13 protein-coding genes are annotated in these 18,739 nt (G+C 56.0%); 6 read left to right on the top strand and 7 right to left on the bottom strand.

Annotated elements, in window-relative coordinates; all coding sequences use genetic code 11:
• Positions 1 to 36 precede the first annotated feature (36 nt).
• The 3 genes from LA5095_RS19085 to LA5095_RS19075 form a co-directional block, all read right to left on the bottom strand.
• Positions 37 to 1,929, bottom strand: a complete 1,893-nt coding sequence (locus tag LA5095_RS19085) for a cell wall hydrolase (RefSeq protein ID WP_055117748.1) — start codon at positions 1,927 to 1,929, stop codon at positions 37 to 39.
• A gap of 25 nt (positions 1,930 to 1,954) precedes the next feature.
• Positions 1,955 to 3,271: a hypothetical protein gene (locus LA5095_RS19080; protein ID WP_055117746.1), complete on the bottom strand. Its 1,317-nt coding sequence runs from the start codon at positions 3,269 to 3,271 to the stop codon at positions 1,955 to 1,957.
• 630 nt (positions 3,272 to 3,901) lie between these two features.
• Positions 3,902 to 4,996 (bottom strand): ROK family transcriptional regulator, encoded by a 1,095-nt coding sequence (locus LA5095_RS19075; RefSeq protein ID WP_082442887.1) that lies wholly within the window; start codon positions 4,994 to 4,996, stop codon positions 3,902 to 3,904.
• Between the two features lie 134 nt (positions 4,997 to 5,130).
• Between LA5095_RS19075 and LA5095_RS19070 the strand changes: the two genes are divergently transcribed.
• From LA5095_RS19070 to LA5095_RS19050, 5 genes are read left to right on the top strand one after another with little or no spacing between them, the layout of a single operon-like run.
• Positions 5,131 to 6,129 (top strand): extracellular solute-binding protein, encoded by a 999-nt coding sequence (locus LA5095_RS19070; protein ID WP_055117745.1) that lies wholly within the window; start codon positions 5,131 to 5,133, stop codon positions 6,127 to 6,129.
• Between the two features lie 55 nt (positions 6,130 to 6,184).
• Positions 6,185 to 7,210, top strand: coding sequence for an ABC transporter ATP-binding protein (locus LA5095_RS19065; protein ID WP_055117743.1), 1,026 nt, complete (start codon positions 6,185 to 6,187; stop codon positions 7,208 to 7,210).
• Entirely contained in the window at positions 7,207 to 8,916 is a 1,710-nt protein-coding gene (locus LA5095_RS19060) for an ABC transporter permease (RefSeq protein WP_055117741.1), read from the top strand. Before LA5095_RS19065 ends, LA5095_RS19060 begins: the two co-directional genes overlap by 4 nt.
• A gap of 12 nt (positions 8,917 to 8,928) precedes the next feature.
• Positions 8,929 to 9,855, top strand: a complete 927-nt coding sequence (locus LA5095_RS19055; RefSeq protein ID WP_055117739.1) for a sugar phosphate isomerase/epimerase family protein — start codon at positions 8,929 to 8,931, stop codon at positions 9,853 to 9,855.
• A 2-nt stretch (positions 9,856 to 9,857) separates the two neighbouring features.
• Positions 9,858 to 10,595 (top strand): inositol monophosphatase family protein, encoded by a 738-nt coding sequence (locus LA5095_RS19050; RefSeq protein WP_055117738.1) that lies wholly within the window; start codon positions 9,858 to 9,860, stop codon positions 10,593 to 10,595.
• Positions 10,596 to 10,617: 22 nt separating this feature from the next.
• Here LA5095_RS19050 and LA5095_RS19045 read toward each other — a convergent pair whose 3' ends face one another.
• Both LA5095_RS19045 and betC read right to left on the bottom strand, forming a co-directional pair.
• A complete protein-coding gene (locus LA5095_RS19045) occupies positions 10,618 to 12,156 on the bottom strand; it encodes a diguanylate cyclase domain-containing protein (RefSeq protein ID WP_055117736.1) in 1,539 nt (512 codons plus the stop codon).
• A 185-nt stretch (positions 12,157 to 12,341) separates the two neighbouring features.
• Positions 12,342 to 13,859, bottom strand: coding sequence for a choline-sulfatase (gene betC, locus LA5095_RS19040; protein ID WP_055117734.1), 1,518 nt, complete (start codon positions 13,857 to 13,859; stop codon positions 12,342 to 12,344).
• 204 nt (positions 13,860 to 14,063) lie between these two features.
• Here betC and LA5095_RS19035 point away from each other — a divergent pair, with 204 nt between their 5' ends.
• A complete protein-coding gene (locus tag LA5095_RS19035) occupies positions 14,064 to 15,632 on the top strand; it encodes an ABC transporter substrate-binding protein (protein ID WP_186009636.1) in 1,569 nt (522 codons plus the stop codon).
• Positions 15,633 to 15,678: 46 nt separating this feature from the next.
• Here LA5095_RS19035 and LA5095_RS19030 read toward each other — a convergent pair whose 3' ends face one another.
• Positions 15,679 to 18,207 (bottom strand): methyl-accepting chemotaxis protein, encoded by a 2,529-nt coding sequence (locus LA5095_RS19030; RefSeq protein WP_082442886.1) that lies wholly within the window; start codon positions 18,205 to 18,207, stop codon positions 15,679 to 15,681.
• A 244-nt stretch (positions 18,208 to 18,451) separates the two neighbouring features.
• A complete protein-coding gene (locus LA5095_RS19025) occupies positions 18,452 to 18,739 on the bottom strand; it encodes an Rdx family protein (protein WP_055117732.1) in 288 nt (95 codons plus the stop codon).

Raw genomic sequence — 18,739 nt, 5'->3', positions numbered from 1 at the left:
CTTAGGTACCACTTGGACGAGTGACAATAGAAAAAATCAATCGATATTTTTATAGAAGATGTGGCTTCCCTCGCGAAGAGTAACAACTGGATTAGATGATTTTACTACCCAAGATGGTTTGGCTATGTAAGTCGCATGATAGTGAAGCGTGTCAGCCCCAATATGATCAGTCATTGTCCCTGCGACTGCAGATTGAGCTACGGAAAAACAAAGATCAAATTCTGTCGAGCTATTCGGTTTGGCGTCTTTTATTTTTGCGAAGTTCGGGTCATTTCTGTTCCAGCAGGAAAACTGTTTGGGGTGGAGGCAAACTTCTCGGATTGTTTTACCGAAGAATTGCTTTCTTGCACGATTGAGGACGACCTGAGCTACGGCTTCTATGCCCATTTTCGATTGGTTTCGCGCTTCACCGTACAGTGTGCGAGCCAATACAAGTAGCTCGCCTTGAGTTGCATTTATCGGCGATCCAGGTACTGGTGTTGGGTCGATTGCGTCGGTAGCCGGGTCGCTAACGTCTAGCCAGCGGATGTCTCTGATATCGTTTTTGTGAATTTTTTTGTTTTTTGTGATTGAATTAGTTTGGTTTCCGCCAAACAAAAATACGGCGTCTTCATTCGGAACCTTTTGTTCAAAAAATGCTACATGGCCGGAAGTTCCAGGTGCAAGAGGTCTGGTCACTACGATTGCTCCCTGAGGTATATCCCTCAGTTGGTAGTTCCGCAGGCTTGCATTTCCCCAATTTACCCAGTTGCTTGCTCGTGCACCACCTTGTACTAACGTGCCCATAAAAGATGGTGTTGCGTTGCTTAAACAATATCCCACAAATCCGCCGCACCAGTGCTCATACTTGTTAGTTACCAACCCGACAGACGCTAAGTAGCTAATAACTTTTTGAAGGCCACTTCCAGAGTGTTCAACCAGAGAATTGTCGTCCCAGTTTTGAAGTTCATCTGCTGCGACGTTCATCCATGTTGCTGGACCCGACACGGTTGTTTTCGGTGGCAGAAGATAATCCGCATGTGCGAGTATTTGGCGGTAGGCTTCCTTAAATGCCTTCGCGAGGCTCTCGTTGGTGCGTTTGACGAAGGTTTCAAGCGTGACCGTCTTGTTACCGGTCAGAAGAAATCTCTTTCTGTTTTGAATAAGGTTATCTCGCATTGCTTGATCTATATGAGTTCCGGAAAGTATTTGTTCCATGGAGGCGGTGACTGAATTTTTATCTAAATGCTTTTGACATGCCACTGCCGCCTCGACACCAATGAGGTGGCAATGCAATGCATTTAGGTAACTTGCGACACGCACACCGTCTTGCGGAATAGGTTTAGGTGTGATCAGTTCGCTAAATTGCAAAACATCCTTCAGAACCTTGAATGCTGCCCCGGCTACTTGGCAGGTTGGGATCAGGCGTTCGAAATCTGAAACATAAGGGTGCGGGTCATTGACTTCGTTCATGTAGGTTTTCCAGTCGACCGAAGTCAGCCTGAACGGCCCCTCTGCATCCGATCCTGCAAAATCCGGTTCCGGATTGGAAAACGGTTCCTGAGCGGTTGCACTTTCAACATTTGCCCAAGCAATCAGGTAATCGGCCATAATGGAAGAATTTGCATCGGACTCGGCCACAGTGCTGGCAAATTCGGCTCTTGCGCAGCTTCGTATGAACTGACGAAGCGGCAGTGGAAAACGGGCAATGTCAGCGGGATCGCGCTTTTCGATGTTTTTCATTTCGATCCAACCTTCACTGGGTGAGGCGCCTCCGGCGAATTGATCGATAGATATGAATCCCCACTCTTCGGAGCTTTCCTGCATGTTGGGGTTCAAAGTCACCGCTTCCTGGCCAATCAGGTTTCGAACCAAGGGCGAATTTCTGGAGTTTTTTTGGTAAACTGGAATAGTCTCGCCAAAAGGCGGGGCCTTGGTCAGAAAATGCATGTCAACTACCCCTTAATCCTCTAGGTTACGGAATGCTCAATAGATCAAAAAGCTGTCTTGTGACTTGCTGAGATGCAACACCGTTATAGTCATTAAGTTTGTATTGATGACGTGCCGCGTTAATCCGACTCCGGAGAATTTTGTCGTTTAGCGGAACCGGTTTCGTAATTTGGGTTCCTGGTACCTTGCTATTAATCAGAGTTATTAGTCCCGTCACACGTTCGTCAGTGTTCATATTGTTTCGCTCATACCAATTTCGATACAAATCACTTTGGCACTCGCCGTGACCGACGATGAAATCAAACTCGTCGCGACTTATCTTACCATCTCTATCAATCCGATCATTAATATGCTGATCTTCCTCGAATATTGTGATTGCCTCGATAGTATATTTGTCGACTTTTCCTATGGATTTTGTTGGAACGCACAACGCGTATTGTAGATCCTTAAGGTCGGTAGTTTGGAAACCGTCACCCTTGAATACCCTTTTCAGCATGCTGGGAGTTGTGTGGGGGCTTTGCGGTTTTGGGCGACCACCGGGTCGTGAACCGAAGGGCTGCCCTGTGCCGACGATATCGCCGACAACTGGACGCCAATCTATTGAATTCTCCTCATTGGGAGCAATCCCATTTGAGCCAAGCGTTGAAAAGTTGTTAATGTTGGCTTCGATAGAAAACGGTAAGCACAGACGTAGATAGGATCGTAGGACGTGTTCTGCTTGAGGCTTGTTAGATATACTTATTTTCTTGTCTCGAAGATCTTCTCGGAATCTTCTGCGCGAGTTGAGAACAATCGAATTAACAGTTGAAGACTCTATCTCTAGAAGCAGACGGCTGTGGTAGTTTTCGATGCTTTTGCTGACCAAGTCGAACGCGATCGCCGCGATTGTCAGCGCCTTTGTTGATGCGCCGGTTACGCCCATTATACCGAGAGAAGCCGCCCCTATCGAGCCCACCTGACTAACCAATGGCCCCTTAGAACGTTTTTTGTTATCCAGCCATTGAAGATATGCGTCGCATCTCCGGTCAATATCATTGAGCCCCTGATAAGTTATCAAAGTCCAGTACTTTTGGTTTTCTGGTTCAATGTAACAAGAGTGATACGGCTCTCCCAGTGAACCTGGAACTAGGCCGGCTTCTTGGCAAAGAAAGTTGAAATATTTGCGGTTTAATTCTCTGGCTATTGCAATATCTCGGGCTTCGAGCTGTGCGCCTGGCCCGTTCGCCAGAAAGTTTTGGTTACCCGGCCCGCAACTCGCAATAAGCAGTCCTGCAAAAACGCTTAGAAAAAGGCGCAAAAATTTCCAGTGTCCGCGCAAACGCAGACTCCTGCTGGCCGTCATGAGACCACTCCGTTAAAACTCTGAAACACCCAAGGCGCCCTGACACGGGCGCGTAACCCGATCAACTATCCGGGCCGGGGCTTCGACGTGTCAATTGTTTGTTAACCAATTGCAGGCCGGGGTTGTTCCAGCGAGCGGGGGGCACCCGCTGCGGTACAGCTGGATGGAACTGACGCACCGGATAAGTCTCTGCCGCATAGTTCTTATTTGAGTTGAGAGTTTCAAGACTGCTCGTGCAAGGACAATGACGCGTGTTCAAGATTAGATGTGGACACTCTCGGTTGATGTTGCGTCCTGTTCGAAATATCGGCTTGAAGTCTTCTTCGAAGTGAAAGAAATCGGCGAATCGCCGCAGTTGAGCCTGTGTTTTCTACCTGCCGGATGGCTCCGGGGGGCGTTATTCTCTGCGCTTGAGTTTCCAGGACTGCAAGATATCTCCCGCTTTGCCCCAGCCGTCATGTAGACCGCTGGTCCCGGTCAGCCAACGAGAGGTGAAGACTGCGTCGGTCCCGCGCCGGGGGCCGCCAAGGTAGAAAACGGGCAGGGACCACTTCCATCAACTCTTCAGGACAGCCAGTCAGCCTCCCGCCTCAAATGTCTCTGATGCAATCAGGCAACAGGAAGCCCGGATCAGAGAAACGTTTCGAACAGGGGCAGGCAGGCCGCGCCGATGGCGCCGCCTTCGGGGCCGAAGGCTGAAGTCTTGAGCGGTGCATTCGGCAATCCTCGTGAGGGTCCCGGCAACCGCGCCGTCGCGGCGCGCGCGACGAGTGCCTCGTTGATCCAGCCGGGCAGCCGGCCGCCGAGAACAATTTCCGCCGGATCGAAGAACCCGGTGATTGCTCTTTGTGCCAGTGCGATCTGTTGGCTCGCGCGGTCAATCCAGGCATCGAGGTCCGCTGCAAGACCGGAGGCCGGCTGCGTCAGACCGTCAAGGTCCTCAATCTTGTGACCGGCGTTGTTCATGTGTTTCAGGAGATCCTGTCCGGACGGCCGGAGTTCTTCATAGGGAAACAGGAAGCCCGGCAGGCAGGCATTGCCATGAGCGCCGCGGTAGGGTTTGCCGTCGAGAATGGCTCCTCCGCCGACACCGTGGCCAATATGGAGGAAAAACAGCGGATCCTCGTCACGGACGCCTTCCCCAAGCATGAATTCGGCAATCGCCGCAGATGTGCCGTCGTTTTCGATGTGCACCGGAATGTCGAATGCGGACCTGAGGGCCGTGATCACCCGGTCGTCACCGAGCTGATCGAACAGTTCATGCGCTACCAGCAGGTCGCGATAGGTGCCGAAATTGCCCGGCAGGGAGACCCCGACACCAAGCAGAGAGTCCGGAGGGAGGTTGCGTGAAAGATCCGCAACACCGCTTGCGGCCGCCCTGGCAACGTCCTCCGGACGGGCGCCTGACAGGACGCGGTGCCGGGTGGCGCAGATGGCGCCGCGGAAATTCAGCAGAGCCAATTCCATTGTTCTCAGGGAAAAAACGATGCCGATCGAAAAAAATCGATCCGGGTTCAGCGCCAGATTGCGTTTCGGTTGACCCTGGGCGCCCGTCCTTGTGCGCGTTTCGTGGAAAAAACCGTCTTCCTGCAATCGGTTAATGAGGCGCGTCACGGACGCACCCGTCAGCCCGGTCGCCTCCGCAAGATCGGTTCGAGCCATTGTCTTGTTGCGAAAAATCAGAGCGATCAGCTTTCGCTCCGTTTGGCTGAGTTGCGCCGTCATCTTGATTCTCCCGACGTTTCGGGATAATAGGTTTTAAATTAAATTACACAACGTAATTTAATTGTCATGATGTTGTGCGACGAAATCCGGGCTTTCAGGCCGGAGGGTCTCAATCAGCAAGGAGGTAGTGGCTCATGAAAAAGACAGTTCTTACAAGCCTGGCAGGACTGCTGGCACTAGGTGGGGTGGTAGAGGCTGACCCGCTGGTCGTTTATTCGCCGCAGGGAGGAGAACGCGCGGAGTGGATCGCCGAGCAGGCAGCTGCCGCCGGACACGACATTGAAATCCTGAACGCGGGTGGCGGTGAATTGTTTGACCGCCTGCTTGCGGAAAAGAACAATCCGCAGGCTGACGTGGTTTTTGGCCTTGTCGACATGGCCATGTCGACGCTGAAATCGGAAGGGCTGTTCCAGTCCTACACGCCGACCTGGGCCGACGGGCTGCCGGACGAATATGTCGATCCGGATGGCATCGTTCACAAGTTCTGGCAGACGCCGATCGTGATCGCGATCAATACGGACAAGTTGTCTGCCGGCGAGGCGCCAAAGAGTTGGCTCGATCTGACCGACCCTGCCTACAAGGGCAAATACGTCGTGGGATCGACGTCATGGCAAACCACCCGGACCTTTCTTGCCGGTATTCTTGCCCGCTTCATGGATGAAAACGGCAAGGTTTCGGACGAAGGCTGGAAGTTCATGGAGACTTTCTATGCCAACGCGATCCTGGCGAACGATGGAGACAGCAAGACCCAGGCCTATGCCTCCGGCGATGCGCTGATCGACCTGAACTGGTTCGGAGGTGCCTACCGGCAGGCGGAAAATGTCGGTTACACCGTTGAACTGATCGACACGGAAGGCGGAACGCCCTTCATCGCTGAAGGCATTGCGATCATGGATGGTACTGACCAGCTGGATCAGGCAAAGACTTTCGTCGACTGGTTCGGCTCGCCGGAATTCATGGGTGCCTATGCGACCCGGTTCAACCAGGCTCCGGCTCACCCGGAAGCGATCGCGCTTGCACCGACGGAGGTTCAGGAGAAGGCGAAGCTTGTGACGGCTCAACCGGTCGACTGGGATCTGGTCGCCGGCCGGATCGACGGCTGGATCCAGCGTATCGAACTTGAAATCAAATGACACGTGCCGAAAACCCGGCAGCGCCTTTGCGCTGCCGGACAGCGAGACAAGTTCGATGACACCACCGCTTCTCGGTCTTGAACAGGTTACCATCGGTTACGGCGAGCTGACCGTTGTCCATGACGTGACACTTGCGCTTCGTCAGGGCGAGTTCGTTTCCATTCTCGGACCTTCCGGGTGTGGAAAGTCGACGCTGCTACGCGCTATCGCCGGATTTGTGCCGGTCAAGGGCGGGCAAATAAGCCTGAACGGCGAGGATGTGACCCGTCAGCCGCCCGAGGATCGAGACGTCGGCATCGTCTTTCAGAACTACGCCCTGTTTCCGACCATGTCCGTTTTCGAGAACATTGCCTTCGGATTGAGGGTCGCGGGAACCGGCAGCCGGGACATACGCGCGAAGGTCGCCGCAATCGCCGAGGTTGCCGGCATTCTGGACCAGTTGCCTAAACGCCCGGCGGAGTTGTCCGGCGGTCAGCAGCAACGGGTCGCGATTGCCCGCTCGCTGATCATGGGAACCAAGGTACTTTTGTTTGATGAGCCTTTGTCAAACCTGGATGCCAAGGTCAGGCAGACCATGCGCCGCGAAATCAGGCGGTTGCAGGCAGAGCTGGGTTTCACTGCGCTCTTCGTGACCCACGATCAGGACGAGGCACTTTCCATGTCCGACCGGATTGTCGTTTTGAACGGGGGGCGGGTTGAACAGGCCGGCACCGCCCGGGAGATCTATCGCTCGCCGCAAACCGCATTTGTCTGCCACTTCATCGGAGCCGCGAACGCCTTGTTGCCAGCCAGCGCGGCACGGCTGTTCCCGAAATTGCACCTGCAAACAGGTGAAAGCGCCCATGTGCGATGCGAGGATCTGAAGCTTGTCGATCCCGCTCACCCTGACGCCGTCGAAGCCAGACTGGAAACTCTGGACTTCACCGGCCGTGAGGCGACCCTGACCTGCCGCCTGGGTGAGGAGCGGCTGGATGTGATCATTGCCGGACACCTCGTCGATGACGACCTTGAGCCCGGCAAGGCATTGTATCTGGCTGCACGTGAGAACGCCGCCCATATCTACAGGAAACCCGTATCATGAGCGCCGCGCGCCGGCTGGAACGCGCAGGCTTGCTGTTGGGACTATGTGGTGTCGTCTGGTTCCTGCTGACCTTTCTGATTTTTCCGCTCATCGCCGGGTTGAGTGTTGCTTTTCCAGGTGCTGACTCAAAAGGCCTTTTCATCCTTGCCGAGGAGCTATCCGCCGCGCGCCGTGTACGGGAGGCTGTCGCCAACACCGCCTGGATGACGCTTGCCACTGTCTTCACCGTGACGGTCGTTGGTGTGCTCCAGGTCATGTTTCTCGACTATTTTGCCATCCGGGGGCGATCTCTTCTGAAGATCGGGTTCGCGGTGCCGCTAGTCTTCGGATCGGTCGTGGCCGCGGCCGGCTACCGGTTCGTGTTCGGACAGACCGGATCGGTCACCGCGGTGTTGACATGGCTGTTCCCGGATCTTGGCTCGGATTGGTTCGAAGGCTTCTGGGCGGTTCTTTATGCGCATACGTTCCTGATGACCGGACTGCATTATCTGTTCCTGAGGGCGGCTCTCAGGCGGGTGGATTATTCCACGGTCGAGGCTGCGCGCAGCCTGGGTGCGAAGGAGCACACGATATTGCTGCGGGTTGTCCTGCCGGCAGTGATGCCGACGCTGATCGCCGTGACACTGCTGTTGACCGATACCGCCATGGCCAGTTTCGCCGTACCCGAAATCCTCGGCGGGCGTGACTTTCACATGCTGTCCCAGATGATCCTGAAATTGAACAGCCTGCGGCGACAGGACCTTGCAGTTATTCTTGCGATGATGTTCGGCGTCATCGTCATGAGCCTGATCATTGCCTCGCAGATTGTCGAGCAGCGCGGACGGTTTACCGGTGGTGCAAAAGTTCCGGTTCCCATCCAGCTCAAGACGATCCGCAATCCAGTCTGGAACGGGATTGCGCATGGAATCGCCTACCTGTTCCTTGCGGCAAATGTTCTTCCCGTTCTCACGGTGGTGCTGTTTTCCTTTGCTCCGGCGGCAAGCATCGGTGTCGAGATCATTCCCTCAAGCCTCTCCCTTCAGAACTACCTGAAAGTGTTCACCGATGCCGACGTTCTGCAACCGCTGCTGAACTCGGTGCAGATGTCGGGACTCGCCGTCTTTTTCGGCCTGGCCATCACACTGTTTTCGGTTCCGGTCATGCTGAAATACGATAACTGGGCGGCGCGTACGCTTGATCTCAGCTTCTTTCTGCCGTGGTTCCTGCCGGGCGTGCTGCTGGCGGTCGGCATGATCCTGGCGTTCGACACACCTAACGCCCTGGTGGGCGGAGCGATCCTGCTCGGCAACTGGTGGATCGTTCCGGCTGCCTACACGGTCATCATCATGCCGCTGATGGTGCGGTTTTTGAGGGCGGCTTTTGTCGGCATTGATCCGCATTACGGCGAAGCGGCACAGTCGCTCGGCGCGTCCGCTCTTTACAGGTTCCGGCGGATTTCACTGCCTCTTATCCTTCCGACCGTCGTTCTTCTGGCAGGATTGAAGTTCAACGACCTGATGACCGAGTATCCTGTCTCCGCATTTCTCTTCAACGTGAACAACAGACCCCTCTCGCTTGCAATCGTTGACGGCGCCCGATCCGCCGACCCCGAACAGCGGGCTGTCAATCTTGTCTATGTGACGCTGATCATGGTGGCGTCCATGGTGATTATCGTTCTTGCCGAGCGTCTTTCGATGGGGCGCGGCCCGGAACGCAACCGACTATGAAGGAGCCCCCGAATGTCTGAACTCTGTATCACGGTCTGGCACTGGCCGAGTGAACCGCGATGGTTTGACGATGGACTGAAGAAGGACCTTGCCCTCATCCGGGAGGCCGGATTTACCCATCTCAACTGGAATCCGGATGCTGGCTCGTCCTACTGGTACACGGATGCGGAAATCGCATTCATAGCCCGAACGCTGAATGAGGCCGGTCTGAAGATGCATTCGGTACATGCGACCAACGGGATCAATCCTGTGACCGAGTTTACCGGCAAGGGAATGGGCGCGCGCGCGGATACCATGGAGAGGCGGATGGACTATACTTCGCCGAATGACTGGCAACGCACGGCCGGCGTGGAACTGATCCGCAATCGCATCGATCTTGCTGTTGCAACGGCAAGTCCGAATGTTGTCCTGCATCTCGACGTGACGGATGAGGCCTTTGCAACTTCCGCGGCAACCGACGTGTTCTTCAAACCGGTTTTCGACAGCTTCGACGAACTTTCATCGCTATGCCGAGAAACGGGTGTGGTGATCGCGATCGAGAACCTGTTCGGCAAGGCTGACGGCGACAACTGGCTGGCGGCGTTCGGGCTTTTGTTCGAACGGTACGGCGCGGACGTGCTTGGCCTTTGTTACGACAGTGGCCATTGGGAACTGCAGGAACCGGGCAAGCTGTCGGTGCTGCACCGTTTCGGAAACCGCCTTGTGGCCACGCATCTCCATGACAATTGGGGCATTCGAGACGATCACCTGCTGCCGGGTGACGGCCGCCTCGATTGGGATGCCATCATACAGGCGATCGCGGCAACGCCGTACAAGCCACCGCTTAACTTCGAAACACCGAAGGACAGATATGCCGTCAGTGCACAAGCTTTTTATCGCCGTGCCGCAACAATTGCCCGCGACCTGGAGCAAAAACTGGCAAGCGCGCGGGCCGGCTGATCATGAAGAGGGTTTCCCGCCAGGACGTACTTGAACAGGTTCTCGAAGCCGCATCCGATCTTGCAATGACCTACTTTCAGAAAAGGGAAGGGAACCTGATCGAGATGAAAGAACCCGGCGACTACGTCAGTCGTGCAGACAGGGACGTGGAAGAATTGATCCGGCAGGAGCTTGAAACCGCGTTTCCCGATGACGCACTGGTCTGCGAGGAAAGTGGCGGGATCGCCGGAGCGGGGTTCTGGGCCGTCGACCCGATTGATGGCAGTGCCAACTTTCTGAGCGGAAATCCCTTGTGGGCGGTATCGATTGCCTATGTGGAAGACGGGTCCCCCAGGCTGGGCGGAATTGCCCTGCCGGCCCTGGGGGAAGTCCACATTGCTGAAGCCGGGCGGACGCTCAATTCCGAAAAGAGCCTCGCTCCGGCTGTCGTCTTTGGTGTCGGACGCAACGCGAAATGGAACCGTGACGACCGGATAGCATGGGAAAATCAAGCCGAAGGACTGGACCTCAACGTCTGCTGTCTTGGATCCTGTGCCGCTTCTCTTGCCTTCTGCGCCTCGCGCCGCATGGCTGGTTATGTCGAAAAATCCGTTTATGTCTGGGATATTGCCGCCGGCGCCGTCCTGTGCGCAGCGGCGGGCCTCGATGTTGAATGCGAAATTGATGCCCGGACCATGCGAAGTGATATTTTCGTGATGGAAAAGTCTGCCAGAATGAGCGGCCAGATCACGTTCAACTGACCTTTGCTGTGATCGACCCGGTTCACCCCCGGACCGCGCGTCGTTTGATACTGCGGCTGTCCTGCTGATCCAACTGTTGCTGTTGCTGGTATAGATCCTCGATGCAAACCGCCATGTTGCGGCCGTTTTCCTTGGCGGAATAGAGCGCCTGATCGGCAAGGGCGAGGAGGTGGGAAGCGGTGTCGGCGTGTTTCGGGGCAGATGCCCAGCCGATGCTGACGCCGATCTGTGCGAGGCCCCCGGAAACGGGAACGGGTTGCGCAATGGCCTCTATCAGTGTGTCGGAAAGCCAGCGCAGGCGATTGTCGTCGACCGGGCCGCGCAAGAGCGCAACGAATTCGTCGCCGCCGGTCCTGGCGATCAGCGCATGGCCCGACAATACCTTGCGCAACCGCTGCGCCACCTGACGGATGACCATGTCGCCCGCCACATGTCCATAGGTGTCATTGACGGCCTTGAAACGGTCGAGGTCGATGGCCATCACGGCACATGGTGTTGTCTGGCATTGGGCGATGGCCCGATCAAGGGCGGCGTGGAAGTGAGGACGGTTGGCGAGACCGGTCATCAGATCATGGCTGGCCATGCGGCGATTGAGGGCTTCACTGTCTTCCAGTGCGCGTGATTTCTGCGCCAGCCTGCGGGCGAAAAAGACACCGATGGCAATGAACACCAGCATCAGAACCGCGGCAATCGGTCCGATCGTGCTGCGGATCTTGCTGCCTGGCGCGGCGCTGGTCCATTCGAAATAGCCGATCGGTTGATGACCATGGGCCGAAACGGGGACGCTCGCCTGATGGTGACCGGTCCCGGCGACATAGGTGAAATTCTCAAGCAACAGCGTCTCGCCGATCTCCGAAAGAAATGCTTCTTCGATCAGGGATACGGATACGATCACGCCTGGAGGACCATCGGGAAGGGAGAGGTCGGGGGATTCAGGAACGATGGCCATGGCACTGACAAGAGCAGGCCTGCCGTCAATGTTGCGCACATCGGTCGCATAGATCGGGGCGAGCTTGCCCTTTTCGACGTATTTGACCTTGAAGCCGTCAGCAGAGGGACGGCGGACGGTCTGATAACCGATGCGGGCCTTGGCAACGAGGTCCCTGGTTGTATCCAGGACTTCCTGACCGGTGGCAGACGGTACGATTTCATCTTCAGCGGCAACCAGTATCAGGTCATTCCTGCCGTCGACGATGAGGGTCCAGTCGTGGTGAAAGTCGAGCCACATCTGGCGGGCGATTTCGTGGGCAAACGCTTCGTCGATTCTATCGTCGATCTGGACTTCCCGCGCCGTCTTGTCGTTGACGGCGACGAAAGTCTGGTGCCGCGCTTCCAGCTCCAGACTATGTTCCAGCGCCTCTGTGACCAGCGCGCGTTCATGGCGCAACGCGAGTTCGTCTGCACTTTGCGTCGTGCTCATGAAGAGATAGGCCATGGCGAAGACACCGCCGGCCAGAAGCAATGAAATCGAGCCGTAGGCAAAGTGGCGCAGCCTGACATTCTGCACGGTCTCGCCAATGCCGTTTGCAGGCATTGTTTCTGTCTGTTTGTCTCCAGTCACGCCCCGTTTCCCCGTTTCGCAATAGTCCGTTCCCCAGCCCGGTCATGGCATGGGGACAGTGAAAACGAGGTTTTTGCGCTTGGATATAAGCGGTGTTTTGCGAGTCTGGGTTAATGGAGGGTTAGAAGAGGCAGCGGAATTTTCAGCAATTCCGACCGAGTGATCTGGCGCGCAGTCATACGCACTCACTCTCCCCTTGGAAATCTCCGCCCTTCTTCCACTTCGTTCAGATCCATGTGGTTGCGCATGTAGCGTTCGGACGCTTTTTGCAGGGGCTGGTAGTCCCAAGGGAAATATGCGCCATTGCGCAGGGCTTCGTAGACAATCCAGCGCTTCGCCTGGGATTGACGGACTTCCGCATCGTAGGTGGCCATGTCCCAGCGGGCCCTGACGGCATCGGCGAAGCGGGTGCTTGCATCGATGTGTGCCGGATCGTCCGCCAGGTTGGTCAACTCATAGGGATCGTCCGCCAAATTGAAGAGTTGGTGGGGATCGAGTTCGCAATGAATGTATTTCCAGTCGCCCTCTCGAATTCCGACCAGCGGTGCATAGGAGGCCTCGGCGGCATATTCCATCAGGACCGGAGAGGTGCGTTCGCCACTTTTTGCGAGGGGCACTAGGCTTTCGCCGTCGGTCCAGGGCATGATCTCGCTCATGTCGATGCCTGCGAGGTCGCAGACAGTCGGCAATACGTCCAGCGTACTGACCGGCGCCGTGATGTGGGCCGGCGCAAGATCCTCATCGGCGACCATCAATGGTACACGCGACGACCCTTCGAAGAAGGTCATCTTGAACCAGAGACCGCGTTCACCGAGCATGTCCCCGTGATCGGAGACAAACAGGATCGTTGTGTCTTCGGCGAGATGCATTGCCTCCAGGGCGTGGAGTATTTCGCCGATCTTGTCGTCGAGATAGGAAATATTGGCGAAATAGGCGCGACGGGACCTGCGTATGTCCTCTTCGGTTATGTCGAAGCTGCGCCAGTCATTGGCATCGAAGATGCGTTTCGAATGCGGGTCGTGCTCTTCAAAAGCTTTGGCCGGAACTTCCGGCAGAAGATGCGCGCAGTCCCGGTAAAGGTCCCAGTATTTCTTGCGGGCGACATAAGGATCGTGAGGGTGTGTGAAACTGACAGTCAGGCAGAATGGACGATCATTTTTGGCGCGGCCATAGTCATGGATCTTGCGGATCGCCTGGAAGGCGACATCGTCATCATATTCCATCTGGTTGGAGATTTCAGCGACACCGGCACCGGTCACCGAACCCATGTTGTGGTACCACCAGTCGATACGCTCGCCCGGTTTTCGATAATCCGGCGTCCAGCCGAAATCGGCAGGGTAAATGTCGGTCGTCAACCGTTCCTCGAAGCCATGCATCTGGTCCGGGCCGACGAAGTGCATCTTGCCGGACAGGCAAGTGGTATAGCCCGCCCGGCGCAGATGATGGGCGTAAGTCGGAATGTCGGAGGCAAATTCGGCTGCGTTGTCGTAGACGCCGGTCCGGCGCGGCAGTTGGCCGGACATGAAACTCGCCCGTCCCGGTGCGCAAAGTGGAGAGGCCGTGTAGGTGTTCTGAAACCGCACCGAGCGTGCAGCAAGTCCCTTCAGGTTGGGAGCATGCAGAAAGTCCGCCGGGCCGTCCGGAAACAGGGTGCCGTTGAGCTGATCTACCATCAGGATCAGAATATTCTTGCGAGCGGTCATTCTACCTCCCCAACACCGAATGAAATCCCATTCAAAATTCCTAACTTTTTTTTAATTGATCAATCAATCAAAAAACACTTACATTCGAAAAAGATGCCTTCCTGCCGGTAGAAATTACTGGACAGCGAGGCCGCTTGAGCGGTTTTCTATTCACGGAACAACACGTGTAAGAATTCCACGAAACAAAAAAAGGGGACAGGACATATGAGCAGTCATCGAATTCCGATCATTCAATCCGGGATATCCCGCCGCGGCGTCTTGAAGGGAACGGCCGCGCTGGGTGCAATGACGTTTGCGGGCACGCTTGCCGGTCCAGCTGCTGCGACACCCAAGAAGGGTGGGACGCTGCGCGTGGGTATCGCTGCCGGAAGCACGAGCGAGAATTACGATCCTGGCACCTGGGACAATCAGTATGTCCAGGTTTTTGCGACTGCGCGCCACGGCTATCTCGCCGAAGTTGCCGCCGATGGATCTCTCGTGGGAGAAGTTGCCGAGAGCTGGGACTCTCCCGATGCGAAGGTCTGGACATTCAAGATCCGCGACGGCGTCGAGTATCATAGCGGCGGCACCGTGAAGCCAGAGGACGTGATCGCCTCGATTGACTATCACCGCGGAGATAAGAGTACGTCGGCCGCGAAGCCCTTCGTCGATCCGATCCAGGAGATGAAAGTCGACGGAAATGCAGTCGTCTTCACGCTGGAAGCGCCGAATGCGGACTTCCCGTTCGTGATGACCGACTATCACCTTCCCATCATGCCGGCCAAGGACGGCAAGATCGACCCGACAAGCAGCGACGGCTGCGGACCCTACAAGGTGACGAACTACGAGCCGGGTGTGATCGCCGAACTGGTGCGCAATCCCAACTACTGGAAAGAGGGCCGTGCCCATTTCGACGGCGTCCATCTGCTGACGATCCTCGACCCGGCCGCCCGTCAGTCAGCGCTCCTGACCGGAAACGTCGACGTGATCGATCAGGTTGACCTGAAGACCGTCGCCCTGTTCCAACGCGCGCCGAATGTCACCATTCTGTCAACATCAGGAACACAGCACTATACGTTTGCGATGGACACGCGCGCAGCGCCGTTCAATGACAACAATGTCCGCCAGGCTCTCAAGTACGGCATCAATCGTCAGGAACTCGTCGACAAGATCCTGTTCGGCTACGGTGAAATCGGTAACGATCATCCGATCGGGCGTTCAAACCGGTTCCATGCGAGCGATCTGGAACAGACATCCTATGACCCCGACAAGGCGAAATTCCATCTGAAACAGGCCGGGCTGGATTCCGTTGAAGTGCAACTGTCTGCTGCGGACGCAGCTTATGGCGGTGCTGTCGATGCTGCTGTTCTATATTCCAACAGTGCGGAAGCGGCAGGGATCAAGATCACGCCCGTGCGCGAGCCCAATGATGGCTACTGGTCAGACGTCTGGATGAAGAAACCGTTCAGCGCAGTTTATTGGGGCGGTCGGCCAACGGAAGACTGGATGTTCTCCGTTGCCTATGCGTCCGGTGCACCCTGGAACGATACCTTCTGGGAGAACGAACGTTTCAACGAATTGCTGGTTACGGCACGTTCGGAGCTCGACGAGGAAAAACGCCGCGAGATGTATGGCGAGATGCAAAACATCGTGCGCACCGAAGGCGGTGTGGTCGTGCCGATGTTCGCGAGCTACGTGATGGCGCATTCCAACAAGATCAAGCACCCCGAGCAGGTCGCTGCAAACTGGACTCTCGACGGGTTCAGGGCTGTTGAGCGCTGGTGGTTCGACTGATACCCGGCCAGAGAACGCACTAGCCGGTAGGCATCGCGGCGGCCATTCAGGCCGCCGCAACCTCCTGCAGGAAACGCTCGATACGGTCGGTTACATCGGTCAACTGCCGGGTGGCGGCACCGGTGATGTCTTCAACTTCACGGGCAGACTGACTGGTTTCACCCGATCCTTGTGACAGATCGCCGATGTTTTCCGTAACGCTGCTGGTCTGAGCAGCTGCCTGTGAAACGCCGGAGGATATTTCTGCTGTCGCGGCAGATTGCTGTTCGACCGATGCAGCCATGGCTGCGGCGGTGTCATTGACGTTTTCCATCATGCCCATGATCGAACTGATTGCCTGGACTGCCGCATCCGTCGATGTCTGTATTTCGGAAACCTGGCTGGAAATCTCATCGGTCGCCTTTGCGGTCTGACCGGCAAGCGATTTGACTTCCGAGGCAACGACAGCAAACCCTTTTCCGGCTTCCCCGGCGCGCGCCGCCTCGATAGTCGCATTCAGCGCGAGCAGATTGGTTTGCTCCGCAATGTCCTGAATCAACTGAACAACATTGCCAATCCTTTCTGCTGACGCCGACAGGCCCCTGACCTGATCGTTGGACGTACGTGTTGCCTCGGTTGCGCTTTCGACCCGGTCCAGCGTATCGGTGACCTGCCGGCCGACTTCCTGAACCGAGGCACTCAGCTCTTCTGTCGCCGCGGCGATTGTCTGCACATTGTCGCTGGCCTGGCTTGATGCGGTGCTGACTTCCTCGCTCTTGCCGCTTGTCGTGCGGGCAATACCCGACAAAAGTTCAGCGGTCCGGTCGAGCTGGTGCATGTTGCCGGTCACGGCAGAAAGGGCACCTTCAATATCCTGGCGGAAATCGGCAACAAGGGCATCCACTTTCTGCTGCCGGTCATGAACGTCCTGCTGGCGGGCCGATGTTTCCACTTCCAGGCGAACACGTTCCTTCTCGCGGTCACAGAATGTCGCGACAGCCTTCGCCATTTGTCCGACATCATCCTTGCGGTGCGTGGCCGGAATTGTCTGATCCGTTTCGCCGTCCTTCAATTTCAGCATGGCGGTCGTCAATGCCCTGATGGGACGGACAATGGCATTGGACAGAAGGAGGACGAATGTGATTCCGAGCATCAGCGCCATGGCCAAGGTGACGATAATCTGCGTCCGTGCGGCTCCTGCACCGGCAACTGCGGTTTCACCGGACAACGCGCTGATCGATTCAGCCTCATGCGTCATTGCCGCTGCAGCTTCGGCAAATTCCATTTCGCTCGTGTGCAGCATCAAAGTAGTCGACACGACATTGCCGAAACTGGTCTGAAGCTGGGGCAGGGCCGTTTGCCCTGCGGTCACCAGAGTATTCAGCGGGCCTTCCAGAAGATCGACCTGTGCCTCGTCCGAGCTGTGCTTCAACGCACCTGCGCGAACACCCTCCAGATTTGCCAACAGCGTGGTTGCGTTTTCCAGATGATTGGCAAACGAGGTCGCGGCCGGTTCCGAAGCGGTGTTCAGGTATTCGAAATATGCGCTTCTTAGTCCGAGTACGTTTGCAGCAACGCCTTGCGTATAGTTCGACATCAAAGCCAATTCATTGCTCGCACGTTCGAACTGGCGCAGGTCGCGTGTCAGCTCCCTGATTGGCTGGTCGGCGGCTTCAACGATGGAGACTGCCAGGCTGGTCAGTTCATTGACCGCGGGGTGCAAACCGTTCGTCCAGGCCGCCTCGTCAGCAGGGCCTTCCTTCAACTGCGCTTTCAGGAGTTTTTCAAATGACTTTGAGCTCTTGATCAGTTTCTTGACGCTGGATTTGATCTCGTCTGTTTTGACGGCACGGCGAACGGCCTTTGCATCTTTTCCGAGGGCCTTGATCCGATCCGAAAGGCTTTTTGCAAGGGCCTTGTCCGGATTTCTCGCAAATGTGGAGGCTTCCTGTTCAAGAACGCTGGCAACGACGCGCATGTTGCCGAGGCGGGGAGCAACCTGGGACAGTTTCGTCATCTTGCCTTCATTTGTGATGGCGATCGTCGAGCGATAGGTGGCCAAAGCGTTGTATTCTGCAATGGCATTGTTTGTGGTTTCGGCCAGGCCTTCTGTCAAAGAACCAAGTTTGGCAATAGCTGCGTCACGGTCCTGTCGGTTTTTCGCCAGGGCCTGAAAACTGACCTCAAGGTCGGACACAATGGCGTCAAGTATCGGGGCCGCTTTGTGGTCTGCCTCGGCCAGATGACGACTGTCGTTGTCCAGAGCGGCAATTTCCGAGCGGACGGCACCGGCTGTTTCCTGTGTTCCGGTACGGCTGAATGCCTGAGTGTCCGTGAGCAATTCCGGAACCCTTCCCAGCAATTCGTTTGCCGTTTTCGCTATTGTAACGGAATCCTGCACTTTTGACGCTGCGATCAGGCCACTTGCACCAACGCCGATGGCACAAACCAGCATGACACCGAACCCGACCTGAAGCTGGCGCTTGATGGACCAGTCGAAGAAAAAACGCTGTTTTGCGGCGTTGTCTGCCGCAAGCCCGGGCGCGGCCGGTCTCTTAAATAATCTGGTCCATGACGTTTGGGACGGAAACTTCATCAATTGGCTCCGAAAACTGAATCGCTGGAGCATGTTTGCGGGAAATATTTAAAAAGAACGAAAAAGCGCGGTATATTCTTTGACTTGTTCACCTATTCTGTCGCGACTTTTTTGTTCATTTGATGAAATTAACATAATCGCCCCGGTTTTACTTGAAGTTTCCGGAGGCCGAGGCCGCAAGACTTCCTAAGCCCTAATCTGGTTCGGTTACGTTGGGATTTTCAATGAAGGGATGCAATTTCATCTAAGGCCTGTCGGTATGGCCCAGTGCCTTGTCGGTCCACAGCAGGTCGCGCAGGCGTTGCTTTAAAACCTTTGCCTCCGGAAATCCGCCATCGTCGGTTCTGTCCCAGATTGTCACGCCGTTGCATGAAATGACGAAGGTACCGCCGGTCGCCGGAACCAGTGTCACGGCACCGGTTTCCTCGGAAAAGGTGGAGAGGATCTCCTGGGCCATCCAGGCGGACCGCAACAGCCAATTGCATTGGCGACAATAGGTGATGATGATATGAGGCGCGGGGACGTCGGTCAT

Origin of the sequence: Roseibium album (assembly GCF_001404515.1) — a bacterium.
Lineage (GTDB): Bacteria > Pseudomonadota > Alphaproteobacteria > Rhizobiales > Stappiaceae > Roseibium > Roseibium album.
The sequence above is the reverse complement of the archived record's forward strand: the minus strand, read 5'-3'. Positions and strand labels throughout refer to the sequence as shown.